We start from the raw sequence: 18,102 nt of genomic DNA on the forward strand, positions 1-18,102 counted from the left end.
ACTGGGGCGAGTCGTGTTCGCGCTTCTCGCCGCGCTGGTCGTGCTCGTCGTCGTAATGCTCGGCCTGATCGATACCGGCATGGGGCATCGCTTCGTCACCGACCGGATCGGTGCCCTGCGGCCGTCGAATGGGTTGCGCTACAGCATCGGGCGGATCGAGGGATCGATCTATGGCCGAGCGACGCTGATCGACGTGCGCGTGCGCGATACGCGCGGAGTGTTCTTTGCAGCGCCACGCGCCGAGCTCGATTGGTCGCCGCTCCACTGGCTCGACAACCGGCTCGACATCACCAGCCTGCGGATGGCCTCGGCGTCGCTCGCACGGCTGCCGCAGACGCGGCCAACCCTCAACACCGGGCCGATCCTGCCAAGCTTTGATATCCATCTCGGCCGCCTCGCGGTCGACCGGCTGGTCGTCGCGCCCGCGCTGGCAGGCGTCGAGCGGACCGCACGACTGCGCGCGCGCGCCGATGTCCATCGCGGCCGCGCGCTGATCGATCTGGCGGCGGTGGTGGCGGGGAGCGACGACATCCGGCTGCATCTCGACGCCGCGCCCGATCGCAACCGGCTCGAAGCGATGGCGCGCGTGCGCGGGACCGCGCGCGGGGTGCTCGCCAAGCTTTCGGGGTTCGGCAAGCCGATCGCGCTCGACCTCGCCGGCAAGGGAAGCTGGGCGGCGTGGCGCGGCAGCATGGTGGCGGACGTCGGGACGACGCGGCTCGCCGATCTCGCGCTGACCAATCGCGCGGGCACCTATGCCGTGTCGGGTGTGCTCGTCCCGGCGCCGCTGGCGCACGGCAAGCTCCAGCGACTGACGGTGCCGCGCGTGCTCGTCCACGGTGCCGCGACGCTCGCCGAACGTCAGCTCAAGGGGACTCTGTCGCTGCGCTCGGACTCGCTCGATGTGTCGGGCGACGGCACGCTCGACTTGGCCGCAAGCGCGTTCCGCAACCTGCGCATCCACGCCGTGCTGACGCGCCCGAACGCGCTTTTCCCCAACATGACTGGCCGCGCGATCGAACTGCGCGCGATCCTCGACGGCCGCTTCGCGACGGCGGCGTTCGACTATCGCCTCACCGCGCAGCGTTTCGCGTTCGACGATACCGGGTTCGAGGATTTCCGCGCGGCGGGGCGTGGGCATTTCTCGAAGCAACCCGTGCTCGTGCCGATCCGCGCGACCGCGGCGCGCGTCACGGGCGTCGGCGATGTCGCCGGCGGAATCCTGCGCAACCTGACGATCGACGGCGTGCTGCGTGTGACGCCGCAGCTCGTGCTCGGAGACGATCTCAAGCTGACCTCGGACCAGCTCAACGGGCGGATCAACCTGCTGCTCGATCTGCGCGACGGTCGCTATGACATCGGCCTCAACGGCGGGCTCGGGCGCTATCGCATCCCGGGCCTCGGCGTGGTCGACGTGCAGACGACGCTCAAGGTGGTCCCGGGGCCCGGCGGGCGCGGGACGCGCGTCGTCGGGCAGGGTGTCGCGCAGATGATCACGCTCGAAAACGCCTTTTTTCGCTCGCTCGGCGGCGGGTTGCCGCGGATCGTCACCGGGCTCGAGCGCACGCCCGACGGGCTGCTCCACCTCAACGGCCTCGTGCTGACCGCGCCGCAGCTCCGCATCACTGGCAACGGGGTTCGGCGGCGCGACGGCACCTTCCATTTCGAAGGCGCGGGGCAGCAGACGACTTATGGCCCGCTGACGCTCAAGCTCGACGGCAAGATCGACCATCCGACGCTCGACCTGATGTTCGCGCGGCCCAATGAAACGATGGGGCTGGCGAACGTCGTCGCGCATCTCGACCCGACCGATGCGGGATTCGCGTTTACCGCGCGCGGCGATTCGCGGCTGGGGCCGTTCAGCGGCAACGGCGCGATCCTGCTGCCAAAGGGCGGCGACGGGACGATCGCGATCGCCGATCTCGCGGTGAGCGGGACGCACGCCAGCGGACCGCTGCGAATCGTCCCCGGCGGGTTCGACGGCAAGCTCGACGTCGCCGGTGGGGGGCTCGCGGGCGCTATGCTGTTCCGTCCGGTCGGCGGCAACCAGCAGATCGAGGCGCATCTCGATGCGACCGCGGCGAAACTCGCCAATGCCTTCGTGCTGCGGCGTGGGCATCTCGATCTGGTGGCGTTGCTCGATCCGGCCGGCACGTCGATCGACGCCAATCTGACGGGGGCGGGGTTGCGGCGGCGGTCGCTAGTGATTGGGCGATTCGCCGCGCGAGCGAAGCTGCGCGGCGGGACGGGGACGATCACCGCGTCGATCGCCGGGTCGCAGGGGCGCGCGTTCGATATCCAGTCGGTCACGCAAGTCGCGCCCGATCGCTATGTCGTCTCGGCGCAAGGAACGCTCGACCGTCGCCCGCTGACGCTCGTCACCCCCGCGGTCGTGACGCGCGACGGCGACGGCTGGCGGCTCGCGTCGACCGATCTGACCTTTTCGGGCGGCAATGCCAAGGTCTCGGGACGCTTTACGCGGGCCTCGAGCGAGCTTGCCGCGACGGTCGCGCGGATGCCGCTGTCGATCCTCGATATCGGCTATCCCGGGCTCGGGCTCGGCGGCAACGCCTCGGGCAGCCTGTCGTACACGCAAGGCGGTGGCGCGGCGCCGACGGGCAAGATCGACATGACGGTGCGCGGGCTGACGCGCTCGGGATTGATCGTCTCGTCGCGTCCGGTCGATGTCGGGATTTCGGGGCTGTTGTCGCGCGATCGGATCGCGGCACGCGCGGTTGCGGAGACGGGGGGCAAGTCGGTCGGCCGCGCGCAGATGCTGCTGACCCTGCCCGGTGGCGACGACCTCGCGCAGCGCGTGCAGAATGCCGGTCTGTTCGCGCAGTTGCGCTATGACGGGCCCGCCGACACCGTCTGGCGGCTTACGGGGATCGAACTGTTCGACTTGACCGGGCCGGTGGCGATCGGTGCCGATGTCGGCGGGACGGTCGCCAATCCGCAGATCAAGGGCGTCGTCCAGGCCAAGGGCGCGAAGATCGAAAGCACGACGACGGGCACCGTGCTGACCAACGTCCAGACGACGGGCCGCTTCGGCGGATCGCGCCTCACGCTCGATCGCTTCGCCGCCGATGCGGGGAAGGGCGGGCATGTCACGGGCACCGGCGTGTTCGATTTTGCGGCGAAGAACGGGCTCGGGCTCGATCTTCAAGTCGAGGCCGACCACGCCGTGATGATAGCGCGCGACGATATCGGCGCGACCGTTACCGGGCCGCTGCGCTTCCAGTCGGACGGCGCGGGGGGTACGATCTCGGGCAATCTCCGGCTCGACAAGAGCCGCTATCGGCTCGGCCAGGCAAGCGCGGCGACCGCCTTGCCGCAGCTCAACATCCGCGAGATCAATCTGCCCGATGGCGGCCAGGACGACGATGCGCCGCGCATGCCGTGGACGCTCGCGATCCGCGCGCGCGCGCCGAACCAGGTGCTCGTCACCGGGCTTGGCTTGCGCAGCGAATGGTCGGCCGATCTGCAGATTGGTGGCGCGCCCGACAATCCGGCGATCACCGGGCGCGCCGATCTGGTGCGCGGCAATTACGACTTTGCCGGGCGGACCTTCGCGCTCGATCGCGGCAAAATCCTGTTTGCGGGCGAAGTGCCTGCCAACCCCGCACTCGACATCGTCGCCAATGCCAACACGACCGGGCTGACCGCGTCGATCAACGTGACGGGGCCCGCGCTCAAGCCCGAGATCACCTTCTCGAGCGTGCCTGCGCTACCGCAGGACGAATTGCTCTCGCGGCTGCTGTTCGGCACGTCGATCACCAATCTGTCGGCACCGGAGGCGCTGCAATTGGCCTCGGCAGTGGCAGCGTTGCAGAACGGCAAGGGTGGGCTCGACCCGATCAACGCGGTGCGCCGCGTCGCCGGGCTCGACCGGCTGCGGATCGTCTCCGCGGACCCTACGACCGGACAGAAGACCTCGGTCGCCGCGGGCAAATACATCACGCGGCGCTTCTATGCCGAGATCGTCACCGACGGCGCGGGCTATTCGGCGACGCGAGTCGAGTTCCAGGTGACGCGGTGGCTGTCGCTGCTGTCGACGGTCTCGACGCTTGGCCGGCAGACCGCGAACGTGCGCGTGTCGAAGGATTATTGAGCGCGCGCCCCGATCCGGCGGGCAAGCGCGGCTGCGAGCAGGGCCGGCACTTCGGGCGCGATGTCGGGATAGAGATCGGGTTCGATCGCCTCGACCTCCATCAACGCGAGCTTGCCGTTAGCACTGCGCAGCAGATCGACGCGCGCGTAGAGCGGCCGCGCGGGTAGCGCCGCGAGCACCGCGTCGAACACGCCGCGCGCCTCGGCATCGGGCGCGTAGCGGCTGAAGCGACCGCCGAATTGCGGCTGGATCCGAAAGTCGCCCCCGCTCGCGACTTTCCGCGCAGCGTGGCTGAAGATGCCGTCGATCGCGAAGAGCGAGAGTTCGCCTTCCTCGGCGATCGCGGGGAGGAAGGGCTGGATGATCGCGGCGTCGAGCGGGGCGACGCGATCACCGCGCTTCACGCGGACGGTCTCGTGGCTCCCTGCCGAGATTTGCGGTTTCACCACCAACGCGTCGCACCCGAACGCGTCGAACGCGGCGATGACGCTCGCCTCGTCCGCGCGGCCGAAGCGGCTGGGGACAATTGCGATCCCCGCCGCCTCGAGCGCGAGCAGATACGTCTTGCGCGTGTTCCAGGCGAGCAGGCCCGGCGGATTGAACAGCGGCCGCTCGTCGGGCCACGCCGCCAGCACTGCGTCCCAGCGCGTCACGTCGAAATGATAGCCCCAGGCGAACAGCGCGAGCGCCGCATCGCCATCGCCGGGGCCCAAATCCCACGGCCGCGGTGCCAGCGCCATGCCCGCAGCGGCAAACGCCGCACGGTATGGCGCGAGCGCCGCCGCCGCCGCCGCATCGTACGGACTGCCGCTCACCGGCATCAGCACGTCGATGCGGCGTGTCATGCGCGTCAGGCCGGTTCGCCGATCACCGTCTTCACTTCCATGAAGTCGGTCAGCCCGAACTTGCCGTTCTCGCGACCGTTGCCCGATTGCTTGTAGCCACCGAACGGCGCGTTGCCGTCGGGGCTCCACGAGTTGATCGTGACGAGCCCGGCGCGCAGCCGCGGCGCGACCTTGGCGGCCTTGGCGGGATCGCCCGAGATCGTTGCCGACAGGCCGTAGGGCGTGCCGTTGGCGATCTTCACCGCCTCGTCCTCGGTGTCGTAGGCGATCATCGTCGCGACGGGGCCGAACACCTCCTCCTGCGCGATGCGCATCTCGGGCGTCACGTCGGTGAACAGCGTCGGCTTGATGAAATATCCCGAATTGCGTCCGTCGGGCCGACCCGTGCCGCCGGTGACGAGCGTCGCGCCCTCGTCGATCGCAGACTGGATCAGGCCCTGGATCTTCTCGTACTGCGCCTTGTTGACGACCGGGCCGATATGCGCGCCCATCACCGACGGGTCGCCGACTGCGGTGCCTTCCATCATCGCCTTGACGATGCCAGTTGCCTCGGCGACCTGGCTGGTGTGGACAAGCAGCCGCGTCGGGGCGATGCAGCTCTGCCCCGAATTGGCGAGCACGCCCTGGACGGTCGGCGGCAGCACCGCGGCGAGATCTGCGCCTTCGAGCACGAGATTGGCCGCCTTGCCGCCAAGCTCCTGATGGACGCGCTTGACCGTCGCCGCGGCCGACTGCGCGATCGCGATGCCCGCGCGGGTCGAACCGGTGAAGCTCACCATATCGACATCGGGATGCGCCGACAGCGCCGAACCGACGCCCTTGCCATCGCCGTTGACGAGGTTGAACACGCCGGGTGGGACACCCGCCGCGTCGAGGATCTCGGCGAGGATCACCGCGCAGCCGGGCGATTCCTCCGAGGGCTTGAGGATCATCGTGTCGCCCGCCGCCAGTGCCGGCGCGACCTTGGCGGTCACCTGGTTGAGCGGCCAGTTCCACGGCGTGATCATCGCGACGACGCCGAGCGGCTCGTGCACCACCTTGGCGCGGCCGAGCTTCTGCTCGAACTCGAAGCTGTTGAGCGCCTTCAGCGTCGAGATGAAATGCCCGAGCCCGGCGGGAACCTGCGCCGCGGTCGCAAAGCCGATCGGTGCGCCCATCTCGCTGCTCACCGCGAAGGCGAGGTCGGGGATGCGCTTCTTGTACTCCTCGATGATCCGCTCGAGCAGCGCCGCGCGCTCGGCGACGGTCGTCTGCGAATAGCTGTCGAACGCGGTGCGTGCGGCAGCGACCGCGGCGTCGACGTCGGCGGCGGTGCCGAGCGTGATCTCGGTGCAGGGCTGTTCGGTCGCGGGGTCGATCACGTCGTGCCGCGTGCCGCCCTGGCTCTCGACCCAGGCACCGTTGATATACTGTTTGAGATAGCTCTTCATCGCCGCTCTCCACGTTTCTGGTTTCTGCTAGGAGGGGTAGATGGCGCGCTGCGAGATCGGTTGCAACCCGAAACGCAGATCGTCGGTTGAGCTGTTCCCGCGAGGAGACGACGCATGGCACGTGCCGCAAGATTCGAGCAAATTGGTGGCCCCGACGTGATCGAGTGGGTGAATGTCGATCTGCCCGATCCGGGCCCGGGCGAAGTGCGGATGCGCAACACCGTGGTTGGCCTCAACTACATCGACGTCTATTATCGTACCGGCGTCTATCCCGCCACGCTGCCGAGCGCGCTCGGGTCCGAAGCGGCGGGCGTGGTCGAGGCAGTGGGCGAGGGCGTCACCGACTTCGCGCCCGGCGACCGGGTCGGCACCTTCGGCCCCGCGCTCGGCGCCTATGCGACGGCGCGCAACGTGACCGCTGCCAGCCTGTTGCGCTTGCCCGACGATGTCGACGACCGGACGGCCGCCGCGCTGCTCCTCAAGGGCTGCACCACCGAATTCCTGGTCGAGCGCTGCGCCAAGGTCGCGGCGGGGCAGACCGTGCTCGTCCATGCGGCAGCCGGCGGCGTCGGGCATCTGCTCGTCGGCTGGCTGAAAGCGGTCGGCGCGACCGTGATCGGGACTGCCGGAAGCGAGGCGAAAGCCGCGCAAGCCAAGGCCGCGGGTGCGGACCATGTCATCTTCCACAAGCACGAGGACATCGCAGCGCGCGTACGCGAGATCACCGACGGGAAGGGCGTCCCGATCATCCTCGACGGGGTCGGGATGGCAACCTGGGAGTCGTCGCTGGCGAGCGCCGCGCCGCGCGGGCTGATCGTCAGCTATGGCAATGCCGGCGGCAAGGTGACGGGGGTGGAACTCGGCGTGCTTGCGGCCAAGGGCTCGCTGTTCGTCACGCGGCCGACGCTGTTCAGTTACTATGCGACCCGCGAGGAACGGCTTGCGGGCACCGAGCGGCTGTTCGCGATGCTGCGCAGCGGCGCGATCACGCCCGAGATCGGCCAGACCTTCGCGCTCGAGGATGCGGCGGCGGCGCATCGCGCGCTCGAGGCGGGCGAGACGCGCGGGGCGAGCGTGCTGACGGTGTGATCAGTCGACCGTGGCGGGTTCGCGCGCGGCATCGAAGTGTCGCTCGCACAGCGCGCTGATCGCCTGGTTGAGCGCGCCGACCCGCTCGCGCATGTGGCGCATCATCGCCAGCCCGGCGAGGCGATATTCTGCCCAGTGCGCGTCGATGTCGACGCCGGCCCATTTGCGCTGATAGTCCTGATAATCGAAGCCGAGCTTGATATATTCGGCCTTGAGCGTCCACACCGTCGCGACGTCGGGCCCGCCCGCGCTCAGGATCGGGCTGAACAGCGCGCGCTGGGTATAGGCGTCGAGCGCGTGCAGCGCTGCGGTCAGTTCGGTGCGGAACGGCGTGAGCACAACGCAGGCCCCGGCCTCGCGACCGCTCAAATACGGCTTTGCCCGATCGAGCAGCGTCAGCACGTCGGCGTGCAGCCGATGGAACTGGTCAAGCGGGGGGTAGATCCTCATAAGGCCAATCGTGCCGCGAAAGTCTGAAAAATTTGCCACCGGCGCGCGGGCGCGATCGTCGCCGCGACCCGTGGCTCGCCCCGACCGCAAGCCGGTCGCGGTCGGTACGCGCTTGATCGCGCTCAACAAACCGTATGACGTCCTGTCGCAATTCACCGACGCAAATATTTCGGCCGCGCGGCGCACCTTGTCCGAGTTCGTCGCCGTCCCGCATGTTTACCCCGCGGGGCGACTCGACCGCGACAGCGAGGGGCTGCTGCTGCTGACCGACGACGGGCGGTTGCAGGCGCGGATCGCCGACCCGCGCTTCAAGCTGCCCAAGACCTATCTCGTCCAGATCGAGGGCGAACCCGATGCCGCCGCGCTCGACCATTTGCGCCGCGGCGTGCAACTCACCGACGGGATGACGCGCCCCGCCGAGGCCCGGCGGATCGACCCGCCCGCCTTGTGGCCACGCGACCCGCCGGTGCGCTTCCGCAAGAGCGTGCCCGATTGCTGGATCGAGCTGACGATCGCCGAGGGCCGCAACCGCCAGGTCCGCCGGATGACCGCGGCGATCGGCCATCCGACGCTGCGGCTGGTGCGCTGGCGGATCGGCGACTGGTCGCTCGACGGGCTCGCGCCGGGGGAATGGCGCGACCTGCCATACCCCGGCTGAATCGGGGGCTAACGCCGCGGCCGCTCAGCCCGGATAGGGCGTCGCCTTGAGTAGGCCGGCGAGATGCGCGTCCATCCGCTCGAGCACGCGCTTGGCCACGCTGCCGAGCTGGCCCATCCAGACGGGACCGCCGAAGACGAGGATGTCGGCGGCGAGGATTTTGCTGCGGATCGCGGGCCAGGCGTCGCCATCGCCTTCGTCCGAGCTGACGCCGGGCTTGACGTCGTGCGCGGCGATGCGGATCGTCTCGGTGAGCGTCACGTCGCGTTCGGCGAAGGCGTCCTTGAGCAGGCCGATCATCACGTCGGTCGAGGAGGCCTCGCTGGCGTCGGCCTTGAGCGTGCAGTTGAGGGCGATGGCTTTGATCGGGATGTGCGGGTCTCCCGGGGGTTGGGGGAGGAACGCGGGGCGGGGGGGTTTTTCCCCAGCGAAGGCGCGTCGTGGTGAGGATATCGAACAGGTCGGTGTTGGTCGCGCTAGTTGCGGGGTTGGATCACGCCGCTTCGGGGCCGCAACATGGCGAACGCATGAAATCGCTTATTCCGTGGGCTCAGGCGCGCACTGCCCAGTCGATCGCTGTTGCAAGCACGGGATCGCGCCCCGCAGCAATATCGGCGGCGCTCGCGGCGACGGCGACGTGCGGGGCCAGCCCAGCATCGGGCTGCGGTGTGCGCGGGAAGGTGCCGACGAGTGGCAAGTCGAACTCCAGCCCGCAGGCGGGCAATCGCACGAAGAAGAAGCATCCGCCGTTGATCCCGCGCTGGTTGCCACCGGTCGTGCTGCCGAACAACCGGACGAGCCCGCTCGCCTTGGCGGTTGCGGCAAACTGGAACGTGGCCGAACTGTTGACCGGTCCGATCAACGCGGCGACGGGCAGCGTCAAGCGTGGCGCGACGGCGGCGATACGACTGCTCGCGCTCTCACCCGGCCGCGCGATGAATCCTCCGGGCAAGTCGGCCCCGCCGACGCCGAGTGTCCTGAAACTGCTGTCCCACGTATCGAGATAGCGGTCGATCTCGGGCGGCGTGCGGCGAAACCGCAATTTCTGGGCGTAATCGATCCTCTGCAGATCGCTCGTCGCCAAACGCGCCAGGATGCTGTCGCCGCAGTCCTCGCCGCCTTCGTTGTCGCGCAGGTCGATCACCAGGCCCTTTGCACCTCCCAGGCTGGCAAGGCGCGCATCGAGCCAGCCGCGCCAATCCCACTTGCTGTCGTACACGCCCCAGCTCGGCATCGTCAGCACCGCCACGCTGTCAGGCCGCATCTGCCAATTCCATAGCGCTGCGGTCTTGTCGGTTGCGCGCAGCGCCATCATCGCGCGGCGCGCGGCAATGCCAGTCGCGGGCAGCGCCACCGTCTTTTCGCCACCATCGGGCGTGCGAACATCGACCTGATGGAGCCCGCCGGTCGGCTCCCCGAACAGCAGGCCGTGGAACACGTCGAAGGTCTCGAGTCGCTCGTCGCCGCGGACCTCGAGGAGCGAGATGCGCTTCGCATCGTTATGACCGTCCGCGCGGACATACGGCATCAATTGCCGGAGTATCGCTTGGGCCGGCACACCGTTGATTCGTCGAATAGTCGTGCCCGGCGGCAAAACCCCGGTCGGCTCGCGCAGCACGATCATGTCCGTGCCGATCCAGCGGAACTGGAATGGGAGACGCGTCGGACGGTCGAACAGCGCGCTCGCTACCGCCTCTTTCTGATTAAAGAAATTGGCGTAGCTGTGCCCGCACCGGATCGTCGCCAGGAAGTGCGCCAGCAGCAGATATTGCGCCTCCAGCGATTGCGCCGCGACGAAATCAATCTCGAGGCGGTCGAGCCGATCCGCAATCTGGCGCGGACTGTTGTAGCGGTAGAGGCCGGGATGCAGCGCGAGCGCCTGTCGCAAGATCGCGATGTCGCCACGCCGGTTGGCGGCGGTTGGCGGTCCGCCATCGGTGGCGCGAGCAATGACGGGATGCAGCGTGGTCGCGCCGAGCGCGGCAAGCATTTGGCGGCGATTCAACGCAGGCTCCCGAAGCAAGTGTCGCGGGAATGTGGCAGCGCAGTGATGCGGTGTCGATTGCAAAAAGGGCGCCCGGATCGCTCCGGACGCCCCCTCCATAATCCCCGCCGTGGCAAAGCCACGTCGTCGGTCCTCGCTATGGCGAGGCCGGCCGACAGCTCCTGTGGGGACTTCGGCTTCGCCTTGTCCCCACCGGCCGCCGGCGCGGCGGCCTCAGTAGCTGTAGTACATATCGAACTCGACCGGGCTCGGCGTCATTTCCCAACGCTTCACGTCTTCCATCTTCAGCTCGATATACGATTCGATCTGGTCCTTCGAGAACACGTCGCCCTTCAGCAGGAAGTCGTGATCGGCGGCCAGGCAATCGAGCGCCTCGCGGAGCGAACCGCAGACGGTCGGAACCTCGGCGAGCTCTTCGGGCGGAAGGTCGTAGAGGTTCTTGTCCATCGCCTCACCCGGGTGGATGCGGTTCTGGATGCCGTCGAGGCCCGCCATGAACAGCGCGGCGTAGCACAGGTACGGATTGGCCATCGCGTCGGGGAAGCGCACTTCGACGCGCTTCGCCTTGGGGCCCGTGCCGTACGGGATGCGGCACGACGCCGAGCGGTTGCGCGCCGAGTAAGCGAGCAGCACCGGCGCTTCATAGCCCGGGACCAGGCGCTTGTAGCTGTTGGTCGTCGGGTTGGTGAAGGCGTTGACCGCCTTGGCATGCTTGATGATGCCGCCGATGAAGTACAGGCACATGTCCGAGAGACCCGCATAGCCGTTGCCGGCGAACAGCGGGTTGCCTTTGTCCCAGATCGACAGATGCGTGTGCATCCCCGAGCCGTTATCTTCCTTGATCGGCTTGGGCATGAAGGTGACGGTCTTGCCATACGCCTGCGCGACGTTGTGGCAGACGTATTTGTAGATCTGCATGCGGTCCGCAGTGACGGTCATCGTGCCGAAGGTCAGGCCGAGCTCGTGCTGGGCAGCCGCGACTTCGTGGTGATGCTTGTCGCAGGGGAGGCCCATTTCGAGCATGGTCGAGACCATCTCGCCGCGGATGTCGACCGCGCTGTCGACCGGCGCGACCGGGAAATAGCCGCCCTTGGCGCGCGGACGGTGGCCGAGATTGCCGCCGTCATAGCTGGTGCCGGTGTTGGTCGGCAGCTCGATATCGTCGATCTTGTAATAGCTCGTCGAATAGCTGTTCTCGAACTGGACGTTGTCGAACATGAAGAACTCGGCCTCGGGGCCGATGAAGATCGTGTCGCCGATGCCGGTGGTCTTGAGATACGCCTCGGCGCGCTTGGCGGTCGAGCGCGGATCGCGCGCGTAAAGCTCGCCGGTCGAGGGCTCGACGATGTCGCAGACGAGGATCAGCATCGGGGTGGCCGAGAAGGGGTCGGTCCAGATCGCGTCGAGATCGGGCATGAGGATCATGTCGGACTCATTGATCGCCTTCCAGCCCTCGATCGAGGAACCGTCGAACATGAAGCCGTCGGTCAGCTCGTCTTCGCCGACGACGCCGGCGACCATCGTCAGATGCTGCCATTTGCCCTTGGGGTCGGTGAAGCGCAGATCGATCCACTCAATCTCCTGCTCCTTGATCATCTTCAGTACGTCGCTGGCCGTATTCGCTGCCTTAGCCATAGTCCCCACGCCTTTCGTTTTCGAATAGTCTGCCCGAGTGGTTCGGGAATCGTGTGTCGCCCGGATGCTTACGCTGTCACGGAATGTTGCGTTGCGTCAAATCGCGTCCTCGTTGCGCTCGCCGGTGCGGATTCGCAACGCGGTTTCGACGGGAATGACGAAAATCTTGCCGTCGCCGATGCGGCCGGTCTGGGCGGCGGCGGCGATCGCCTCGACCACGCGGTCGGCCATCGCGTCCTCGACGACGACCTCGAGCTTCACCTTGGGGAGGAAGTCGACGACATATTCGGCGCCGCGGTAGAGTTCGGTATGGCCCTTCTGGCGGCCGAAGCCCTTGGCCTCGGTCACGGTGATGCCGCTGACGCCGACTTCGTGAAGCGCTTCCTTCACTTCATCGAGCTTGAACGGCTTGATGATCGCCTCGATCTTTTTCACGCTTGCTCCGCCTCCCGCTATGCCGGGTGACCTTACAACAACCGTGCCAGCCGCGCGAGGGGCGGAAATGCTGGGGGGAGTCCTCGTAAACGGCTCGTCGCTGCCCAAAGCCTGTACATGGGACGCCGGGCTGCCGGTTTTTACAGCACCCGATGCGCGATGCTTGATGCGTGATGCGCGGCGGCGTATGAAGCGGAATGCGCACGACCCTGGCTATCGATGATGACGTCCTCTTGGTTGCGCGCGATCTCGCGCGGCAGCAGCGGCGGAGCATCGGGGAGGTCGTGTCGGATTTAGCGCGGCGGTCGTTGCGCTCCGAGGGCTCGGACGGATCGTCGCAGACGATGCGCAACGGATTTGTCTTGCTGCCGGTGAACAATCCCGACGCGGTCATCACGATGGAGATGGTCAATTCGCTCCGCGACGAGCTCGAATGACCTATCTGCTGGACGTCAATGTCCTGATCGCGCTGATCGACCGCCGCCACGTCAACCACGACGTGGCGCATCGCTGGTTTTCGGAGACCGGGCATGCCGCATGGGCAACGTGTCCGCTGACCGAAAACGGCGTGCTGCGGATCGTCGGTCATCCGCGCTACGCGAATACGCCGGGCTCGCCTGCGGCGGTCGTGCCGGTGCTGGCGAGTCTGTGTGCGCTACCCGGCCATGTGTTCTGGCCGGATGCTATTTCCATGCTGGACGAGCGGCACGTCATCGGTGCGAAGCTTTTCACCTCGGCGCAGCTGACCGACACCTATCTCCTTGCCTTGGCTGCGAGCCGACATGGGAAGCTCGCAACGCTGGACAGTCGGGTCGCGGTGCAGGCCGTGCCGGGGGGCAAGGCCTCGCTCCACGTCATAGCTACCCAATAGGGCGGCCCCCTCAATAGGGTGGCTTGTCGAACCCGCCGGGGCTGAGCGTGAAGATCTCGCAGCCGGTTTCGGTAATGCCGATCGAATGTTCGAACTGCGCCGAGAGCGAGCGATCGCGCGTGACGGCGGTCCAGCCGTCGTCGAGCAGCTTCACGTCGGCGCGGCCGGTGTTGATCATCGGCTCGATCGTGAAGATCATGCCGGGCTTCAACTCGGGCCCGGTGCCGGGCTTGCCGACATGGACGACCTCGGGCGCGTCGTGGAACAGCTGCCCCAGGCCATGCCCGCAGAAATCGCGGACGATGCCGTAGCGGTGCTTCTCGGCATGGCGCTGGATCGCGTGGCCGATGTCGCCGAGATGGTTGCCGGGTTTCGCCTGCTCGATGCCGAGCATCAGGCATTCGTAGGTCACCTCGACGAGCCGCTTCGCCTTGATCGGCACGTCGCCGATCAGATACATCCGGCTGCTGTCGCCGTGCCAGCCGCCGAGGATCGGCGTTACGTCGACATTGACGATGTCGCCGCTTTTCAGCGTCTTCTCGCTCGGGATGCCGTGGCACACGACATGGTTGAGCGAGATGCAGCTCGAATGCGTATAGCCGCGATAGCCGAGCGTCGCGGGAATCCCGCCGCGCTCGACGATGAAGCGGCGGACCATGTCGTCGATCTCGGCGGTCGAGGTGCCGGGCACCATGTGCGGCACGATCATGTCGAGCGTTTCGGCGGCGAGCTTGCCCGCGGCGTGCATTCCGTCGAACGCATCGCGGCCATAGAGCTTGATCGCGCCGGTGCGGCCGGTGGGGGCGTCGGCGGTTACGGTTACATAATCGGTCATGCCCGACGATATAGCGAAATCGCTTTCGCTTTGCGAGGGGGCGGTGGCGGGGCTATGGCTGTTGGCATGACCACACGCATCTGGACGGCCGCGCTCGCGGTGATCGGCGACGAAATCCTGTCGGGCCGAACGCAGGACAAGAATGTCGCGCAGATCGCGACCTGGCTTAACGTCCAGGGGATCCGCCTCGCCGAGGTGCGGATCGTCGCGGACAAGCCCGAGGCGATCGTCGAGGCGGTCAATATCTTGCGGGAACGCAACGATTATCTGTTCACGACCGGCGGGATCGGGCCGACGCATGACGACATCACCGTCGATGCGATCGCCGAGGCGCTCGGCGTGCCGGTGGTGTTCCATCCGCAGGCCGTCGCTGTGCTCGACGCGTATTACGCGAGCCGCGGCGGGCTGACCGAGACGCGCAAGCGGATGGCGCGCGTGCCCGAGGGCGCCGATTTGATCGAGAACCGCATGTCGGGCGCGCCGGGGATACGCATCGGCAATATCTTCATCATGGCGGGGGTACCGCACATCACCGCCGGGATGCTCGATGCGTTGACCGGTACGCTCGAGGGCGGGCTGCCGGTGCTGTCGCGCACGATCGGCTGCTGGGTTGCCGAGAGCGAGGTCGCCGACGTGTTGCGCCAGGCCGAGAAGAGCCATGAAGGCGTCGCGATCGGCAGTTACCCCTTCTTTCGCGACGGGCGCACCGGCGCCAACTTCGTCGTGCGCGCGACCGATGCGGCACTCGCCGATCGCTGCATCGCCGATCTGACGCAGGCGTTGGAGGCGACCGGCCGCAGCGTCGTCGCCGGCGGGATTTGAAAGTTGGGAGCGAACCGATGAAGCGCATCTATCTCGCGGCACTGCTCGCGGTGAGCTTGGCGGCGTGCGATGGCAGCCCGACGGGCAGCAGCGCGCCCGCGGCCGTCGCGACGCATGATCCGATGGAGGCCAAGATCGACGCCCTCTCGCCGTCGCTCCAGCAAACGACGATGTTCCGCGCGATTCGGGACGGCGGCTATACCTGCCAGAAGATCGTGCGGATGGAGAAGCACGCGCCGATCGAGGGCAAGGCGGTGTGGATCGCCGAGTGCGACGACAAGGGGCAATATGTCATCACGCTCCAGCCCGGTGGGATCTTCTGGGTGAGCGGCGTGCCGCAGCCGAAGAAGCCGCGCTGACGCGCACCAAGCTCAGCGTCTGCCAGCGCAAGCGACGGTTTGCGGACGAGGCGGCGGCGGTGGAGGCGATCGCGGCGTCGCGGCTCGTGTTGCGGAGCTATCGGTGCGATCGGTGCCGGCAGTTTCATCTGACCAGCCGGACCAAGGGCAAGCGCGTGGTGGGGATCGGTACCGTCCGCGGCTCTCCCCATCCCTCCGTCATCCCCGCAAAGGCGGGGATCCCGCAGTCTGGGCCGGGCCGGGAAGAAGAAGCGCGACCCTCGCTTTCGCGAGGGTGACGGGGTGGGGGCGAGGGTGCCGAGTAGGGCGCGCGAAGGCAGGCGGCTCGCATCGATACCGGATCAAGTCCGGTATGACGGGCGTTCGAATGGCGGAGCGGGCCTTGTCCCGCCTCACATCGCCGTTGCAGCAACGCGCAGCGAAGCCCACATAGCCGCTTCCGCCAATCACCCGATCAGCCGATCAAGCGCTGGCATTGGAGCGCCCATCCATCCGGTTCAGCCACCCCGCGGCGGTGCTGATCCAAAACCTTCGGACATCCCATGAGAGTGCGCCGCCGGGGCCTCGCCTCGATCAACAGCGAAATCCGCGACGGCATTTTGCCCGCCGCAGGCGACATCGCGCAGGTCGCGCGCGAGGACAACGCGGTCGATCATACGCCCAAGAATTACCGGCTGGTCGCGCTGATCATCGCCTGCGCGCTGTTCATGGAGCAGATGGACGCGACGATCCTCGCCACCGCACTGCCGACGATGGCGCGCGATTTCCACGTTCCCGCGACCAATATGAGCTCGGCGCTGACCTCCTATTTGCTCGCGCTCGCGATCTTCATCCCGGCGAGCGGGCGGCTGGCGGATCGTTTCGGGTCGCGCACCGTGTTCCGCGCGGCGATCCTGATCTTCGTCGCGGGATCGGCCTTGTGCGGGGTCGCGCCGAGCCTGCCGTTCATCATGGGCGCGCGCTTCCTGCAGGGGCTGGGGGGCGCGATGATGATCCCGATCGGGCGGCTCGTCCTGCTGCGCAGCGTCGCCAAGGAGGACATGGTCTCGGCGATGTCGTGGCTGATCATGCCCGCGCTGATCGGGCCGATCTTGGGACCCCCGGTCGGGGGTGCGATCGTCACCTATCTCGACTGGCGCTGGATCTTCTATCTCAATTTGCCGATCGGGCTGCTCGGCGTGTTCCTGGTGACGCGCTATATCGGCGAGGTGCGCGCCGAGACGCCGGTGCGGGCGGACCCGTGGGGGTTCGTGCTGTCGGGCGTGGCGCTCGGCTGCCTGCTGTTCGGGTTCGAGATGACGAGTCGGACGGGCGAACTGCCGCTCGCGCTCGGCCTGGTCGGGATCGGCTGTGTCGCGGGCGCGCTCTACATCCGCCATGCGCGGCACCGCGCCGATCCGATCCTCGACCTGTCGCTGATGCGCGTGCCGACCTTCCGCCTGTCGCTGATCGGCGGATCGCTGACGCGCATCACCCAAGGCGCGCAGCCCTTCCTGTTGCCGATGATGCTGCAATTGGGCTTCGGCATGACTGCGGCGGCGAGCGGGGCGATTACCGTCGCGGGGGCGATCGGGTCGCTCGCGATGAAGGGGCTCGCGCCGCGCATCCTGCGGCGGTGGGGGTTCCGGCGGAGTCTGATCATCGGCGGGCTCGGCGCGAGCGCGGGCTATGCGGTGTGCGGGTTGTTCCGGCCTGATTGGCCGGTGCCGCTGATCTTCGGGGTGCTGATGGTGTCGGGCTTCTTCATGTCGTTCCAATTCTCGGCGTACAACACGATCGCCTATGACGAGATCCCGAGCGACCGGATGAGCTCGGCGACGAGCTTCTACGCGACCTTCCAGCAATTGATGCTGTCGCTCGGGATCTGCGTCGGGGCTGCATCGCTGCATGTCGGGATGCTGGGGGGCGGGCATACGCTGCCGCGGCTGGGGGATTTCACGCTGGCGTTTTGGGTGGTGACCGCGGTCTCGGCGAGCGCGACGATCTGGAACGCGCGGTTTGCTGCCGATGCGGGGGCGGGGATGAGCGGGCATCGGGGGTGAGGGGGGGTGGGGCGTGAGGGTGGATGGCGGGTTTCGCCTAGTTGCGGTTTTTGTGTTTCAGATGCATTCTGAGCTCGTGACAAACAGAAATCGCACCCCGCAAGAAAAAAAGACGCTGAGCCTTAAGAAGGATCGGCGGCAATCCTATTTTGCGAGCGGTCAGAAGGGTGCGCGCAAAGCAATACCGTTGCGCAAAAGGTTAGAGAACCGGCGTAACCGTCACAAAAACGATCAAGCGATTGCGATTGCCGTTGAAGGCGACGAATTGGCACTCGATTTGGCAGAGAGTTCGGCTCGCAACGATGTGCATCGTGCTGGGGGATGGAAAAAGGGCGCGGACCGACCGTTAGGCGAAGCCATTGCGCTACAGCAGGCCAAGCGTGGATATCGGATCGGTCGCAAAGAGCGCTCCCGGACAGATCATTATTAGGTCAGCTCACCACTAGAGGCGGACATAGCCACTCCAGTCGCCCCGGCGGAGGCCGCGGACTTTCGATGGCTTGGCGGGCGGCCGG

The 18,102-nt window shown here is 67.2% G+C and carries 17 protein-coding genes; 9 read left to right on the forward strand and 8 right to left on the reverse strand.

Going from position 1 to position 18,102, the window contains the following annotated elements:
- Window positions 1-55: 55 nt before the first annotated feature.
- A complete protein-coding gene (locus IE187_RS13845; protein ID WP_229839436.1) occupies window positions 56-4,111 on the forward strand; it encodes a translocation/assembly module TamB domain-containing protein in 4,056 nt (1,351 codons plus the stop codon).
- Here IE187_RS13845 and IE187_RS13850 read toward each other — a convergent pair.
- Window positions 4,105-4,956 carry an ATP-grasp domain-containing protein gene (locus tag IE187_RS13850; protein WP_189676741.1) on the reverse strand — a complete coding sequence of 284 codons (852 nt, stop codon included), beginning with the start codon at window positions 4,954-4,956 and terminating at the stop codon, window positions 4,105-4,107. The genes IE187_RS13845 and IE187_RS13850 overlap by 7 nt on opposite strands.
- Window positions 4,957-4,961: 5 nt before the next feature.
- The gene (locus tag IE187_RS13855; RefSeq protein WP_189676742.1) at window positions 4,962-6,386 is read right to left on the reverse strand and encodes an aldehyde dehydrogenase family protein; all 1,425 of its coding nucleotides are present in this window, start codon (window positions 6,384-6,386) and stop codon (window positions 4,962-4,964) included.
- Window positions 6,387-6,500: 114 nt separating this feature from the next.
- Between IE187_RS13855 and IE187_RS13860 the strand changes: the two genes are divergently transcribed.
- Window positions 6,501-7,475, forward strand: coding sequence for a quinone oxidoreductase family protein (locus tag IE187_RS13860; RefSeq protein ID WP_189676743.1), 975 nt, complete (start codon window positions 6,501-6,503; stop codon window positions 7,473-7,475).
- Here IE187_RS13860 and IE187_RS13865 read toward each other — a convergent pair whose 3' ends face one another.
- Complete coding sequence (locus IE187_RS13865; protein ID WP_133187029.1) at window positions 7,476-7,925, reverse strand: hypothetical protein; 450 nt, start codon at window positions 7,923-7,925, stop codon at window positions 7,476-7,478.
- A gap of 70 nt (window positions 7,926-7,995) precedes the next feature.
- Here IE187_RS13865 and IE187_RS13870 point away from each other — a divergent pair, with 70 nt between their 5' ends.
- Window positions 7,996-8,583, forward strand: coding sequence for a pseudouridine synthase (locus IE187_RS13870; protein WP_165954437.1), 588 nt, complete (start codon window positions 7,996-7,998; stop codon window positions 8,581-8,583).
- A gap of 24 nt (window positions 8,584-8,607) precedes the next feature.
- Here IE187_RS13870 and IE187_RS21670 read toward each other — a convergent pair whose 3' ends face one another.
- The 4 genes from IE187_RS21670 to IE187_RS13890 all read right to left on the reverse strand — a co-directional run bounded on the left by IE187_RS21670 (window position 8,608) and on the right by IE187_RS13890 (window position 12,658).
- On the reverse strand, window positions 8,608-9,117 hold the full coding sequence (locus tag IE187_RS21670; protein WP_308435289.1) for a flavodoxin family protein: 510 nt from the start codon (window positions 9,115-9,117) through the stop codon (window positions 8,608-8,610).
- A gap of 16 nt (window positions 9,118-9,133) precedes the next feature.
- Window positions 9,134-10,588: a S41 family peptidase gene (locus tag IE187_RS13880; RefSeq protein ID WP_189676744.1), complete on the reverse strand. Its 1,455-nt coding sequence runs from the start codon at window positions 10,586-10,588 to the stop codon at window positions 9,134-9,136.
- A gap of 213 nt (window positions 10,589-10,801) precedes the next feature.
- Entirely contained in the window at window positions 10,802-12,223 is a 1,422-nt protein-coding gene (gene glnA / locus IE187_RS13885) for a type I glutamate--ammonia ligase (RefSeq protein WP_133187035.1), read from the reverse strand.
- A gap of 96 nt (window positions 12,224-12,319) precedes the next feature.
- Window positions 12,320-12,658 carry a P-II family nitrogen regulator gene (locus IE187_RS13890; protein ID WP_010183375.1) on the reverse strand — a complete coding sequence of 113 codons (339 nt, stop codon included), beginning with the start codon at window positions 12,656-12,658 and terminating at the stop codon, window positions 12,320-12,322.
- 197 nt (window positions 12,659-12,855) lie between these two features.
- Between IE187_RS13890 and IE187_RS13895 the strand changes: the two genes are divergently transcribed.
- Both IE187_RS13895 and IE187_RS13900 read left to right on the forward strand, forming a co-directional pair.
- On the forward strand, window positions 12,856-13,095 hold the full coding sequence (locus IE187_RS13895; protein ID WP_133187037.1) for a CopG family transcriptional regulator: 240 nt from the start codon (window positions 12,856-12,858) through the stop codon (window positions 13,093-13,095).
- On the forward strand, window positions 13,092-13,529 hold the full coding sequence (locus IE187_RS13900; protein WP_189676745.1) for a TA system VapC family ribonuclease toxin: 438 nt from the start codon (window positions 13,092-13,094) through the stop codon (window positions 13,527-13,529). Before IE187_RS13895 ends, IE187_RS13900 begins: the two co-directional genes overlap by 4 nt.
- Before the next feature lie 10 nt (window positions 13,530-13,539).
- Here the strand turns inward: IE187_RS13900 and map are convergent, their stop codons facing one another.
- Entirely contained in the window at window positions 13,540-14,364 is an 825-nt protein-coding gene (gene map / locus IE187_RS13905; protein WP_133187041.1) for a type I methionyl aminopeptidase, read from the reverse strand.
- 66 nt (window positions 14,365-14,430) lie between these two features.
- Between map and IE187_RS13910 the strand changes: the two genes are divergently transcribed.
- The 4 genes from IE187_RS13910 (at window position 14,431) to IE187_RS13925 (ending at window position 18,017) form a co-directional block, all read left to right on the forward strand.
- Entirely contained in the window at window positions 14,431-15,186 is a 756-nt protein-coding gene (locus tag IE187_RS13910; RefSeq protein ID WP_189676746.1) for a competence/damage-inducible protein A, read from the forward strand.
- Between the two features lie 17 nt (window positions 15,187-15,203).
- Window positions 15,204-15,545: a hypothetical protein gene (locus IE187_RS13915; RefSeq protein ID WP_189676747.1), complete on the forward strand. Its 342-nt coding sequence runs from the start codon at window positions 15,204-15,206 to the stop codon at window positions 15,543-15,545.
- A 542-nt stretch (window positions 15,546-16,087) separates the two neighbouring features.
- Window positions 16,088-17,587 (forward strand): MFS transporter, encoded by a 1,500-nt coding sequence (locus tag IE187_RS13920; RefSeq protein ID WP_189676748.1) that lies wholly within the window; start codon window positions 16,088-16,090, stop codon window positions 17,585-17,587.
- Window positions 17,588-17,606: 19 nt separating this feature from the next.
- Window positions 17,607-18,017, forward strand: coding sequence for a hypothetical protein (locus tag IE187_RS13925; RefSeq protein ID WP_189676749.1), 411 nt, complete (start codon window positions 17,607-17,609; stop codon window positions 18,015-18,017).
- The last annotated feature ends 85 nt before the right edge of the window (window positions 18,018-18,102 follow it).

It is taken from the genome of Sphingomonas glacialis (assembly GCF_014653575.1).
Classification (GTDB): domain Bacteria; phylum Pseudomonadota; class Alphaproteobacteria; order Sphingomonadales; family Sphingomonadaceae; genus Sphingomonas; species Sphingomonas glacialis.

Excerpts from the sequence above, each read along its gene's own strand:
- glnA (WP_133187035.1), bottom strand. The coding sequence starts at position 12,223 with ATGGCTAAGGCAGCGAATACGGCCAGCGACGTACTGAAGATGATCAAG.
- IE187_RS13855 (WP_189676742.1), bottom strand. The coding sequence starts at position 6,386 with ATGAAGAGCTATCTCAAACAGTATATCAACGGTGCCTGGGTCGAGAGC.
- IE187_RS13895 (WP_133187037.1), top strand. The coding sequence starts at position 12,856 with ATGCGCACGACCCTGGCTATCGATGATGACGTCCTCTTGGTTGCGCGC.
- IE187_RS13865 (WP_133187029.1), bottom strand. The coding sequence starts at position 7,925 with ATGAGGATCTACCCCCCGCTTGACCAGTTCCATCGGCTGCACGCCGAC.
- map (WP_133187041.1), bottom strand. The coding sequence starts at position 14,364 with ATGACCGATTATGTAACCGTAACCGCCGACGCCCCCACCGGCCGCACC.
- IE187_RS13850 (WP_189676741.1), bottom strand. The coding sequence starts at position 4,956 with ATGACACGCCGCATCGACGTGCTGATGCCGGTGAGCGGCAGTCCGTAC.
- IE187_RS13915 (WP_189676747.1), top strand. The coding sequence starts at position 15,204 with ATGAAGCGCATCTATCTCGCGGCACTGCTCGCGGTGAGCTTGGCGGCG.
- IE187_RS13900 (WP_189676745.1), top strand. The coding sequence starts at position 13,092 with ATGACCTATCTGCTGGACGTCAATGTCCTGATCGCGCTGATCGACCGC.
- IE187_RS13845 (WP_229839436.1), top strand. The coding sequence starts at position 56 with ATGCTCGGCCTGATCGATACCGGCATGGGGCATCGCTTCGTCACCGAC.
- IE187_RS13920 (WP_189676748.1), top strand. The coding sequence starts at position 16,088 with ATGAGAGTGCGCCGCCGGGGCCTCGCCTCGATCAACAGCGAAATCCGC.
- IE187_RS13910 (WP_189676746.1), top strand. The coding sequence starts at position 14,431 with ATGACCACACGCATCTGGACGGCCGCGCTCGCGGTGATCGGCGACGAA.
- IE187_RS13860 (WP_189676743.1), top strand. The coding sequence starts at position 6,501 with ATGGCACGTGCCGCAAGATTCGAGCAAATTGGTGGCCCCGACGTGATC.